Annotated in this window: 1 protein-coding gene; it reads left to right on the forward strand. The window is 67.3% G+C overall.

From position 1 onward, the window contains the following. Window positions 1-147: 147 nt before the first annotated feature. Window positions 148-1552 (forward strand): amino acid adenylation domain-containing protein (locus ACFW6B_RS41120; RefSeq protein ID WP_386605064.1); only part of this gene is annotated, 1405 nt, incomplete at its 3' end.

A 1552-nucleotide genomic window follows, 5' to 3' on the forward strand; every position in this document is an offset into this window, starting at 1 on the left:
CCTGTCGCCCGTCTTGATCTGCTGGGTGCCGTCGAGCGGGAGCGATTGCTTGCGCTGGGTACCGGGCCGGAGCCTTTGGCCGAGCGGGCCACGTTGGTGGAGCTGTTCGAGGCGCAGGTCCGTCGAGCGCCGGATGCTGTTGCTGTGGTGTGTGGGGGTGAGAGTTTGTCGTATGCCGAGCTCGATACCCGTGCGGGGCGTCTGGCGTATTGGTTGGCCGGGCGGGGTGCGGGGCCGGAGTCGTGTGTGGCTCTTTCGTTGCCTCGGGGTGTGGATCTGGTGGTGGCGGTGCTGGGCGTGTTGAAGTCGGGTGCCGCGTATGTGCCGATCGATCCGGATCATCCGCGTGATCGTGTGGCGTTCATGCTGGAGGATTCCCGTCCCGCTCTGGTGCTGGATGCCCTGCCGCCGGAGGTGACCGATGCGGGTGCTCCTGTGATGGGGGTGGTGGCGGGGCTGCGTCCGGAGCATCCCGCGTATGTGATCTACACGTCGGGGTCGACGGGGCGTCCGAAGGGTGTGGTGGTGCCGCACGAGAACGTGGTGCGGTTGTTCTCGGCGACTCGGCACTGGTTCGGTTTCGGGCCGGACGATGTGTGGACGCTGTTCCATTCCTACGGTTTCGACTTCTCGGTGTGGGAGTTGTGGGGTGCGTTGCTGCACGGTGGGCGGCTGGTTGTGGTGCCGTACGAGGTGAGTCGTGCTCCGGAGCGTTTTCTGCGGTTGCTGGTCGATGAGCGGGTGACGGTGCTCAGTCAGACGCCGTCGGCTTTCTACCAGTTGATGCAGGCGGACGCGGAGGATTCCGGTCTGGGTGATCGGCTTGGTTTGCGTTACGTGGTGTTCGGTGGTGAGGCGCTGGAGCTGGGGCGGCTTCGGGAGTGGTACGCGCGGCACGTGGACGATGCTCCGGTGCTGGTGAACATGTACGGGATCACCGAGACCACGGTGCATGTCACGCATCAGGTGCTTGATGTGCAGGCCGTGGCCGGCCGTCCGGCGAGTCTGGTCGGCAGGGGGATACCCGATCTGCGGGTGCGGGTGCTGGATGGTGCGTTGCGGCCGGTGCCGGTGGGTGTGGCGGGTGAGCTGTATGTGGCGGGGGCTGGTCTGGCGCGGGGTTATCTGGGGCGTCCGGGGCTGACCGCGGAGCGGTTCGTGGCCGATCCGTACGGGCCTGCGGGTGGTCGTGTCTATCGCACTGGTGATCTGGCCCGCTGGAACGAGGACGGCGGGCTGGAGTACCTCGGCCGTGCCGATGACCAGGTGAAGGTGCGTGGTTTCCGGATCGAGCTGGGTGAGATTGAGGCGGTGCTGGCGGCGCATGCGGGTGTGGTCCAGTGTGCCGTGGTGGTGCGTGAGGATCGTGTCGGGGACCGGCGGATCGTGGCGTACACGGTGCCGTCCGGGACGCCGGCCACGGTCGCGGAGCTGCGGGAGCACGTGGCTTCGGGGCTGCCGGAGTACATGGTGCCGGGCGCGTTCGTGTCGATGGATGTGCTGCCGTTGACCGGCAACGGCAAACTCGACCGCCGCGCCCTGCCCGAACCCG

Origin of the sequence: Streptomyces sp. NPDC058751 (assembly GCF_042746485.1) — a bacterium.
Classification (GTDB): Bacteria; Actinomycetota; Actinomycetes; order Streptomycetales; family Streptomycetaceae; genus Streptomyces.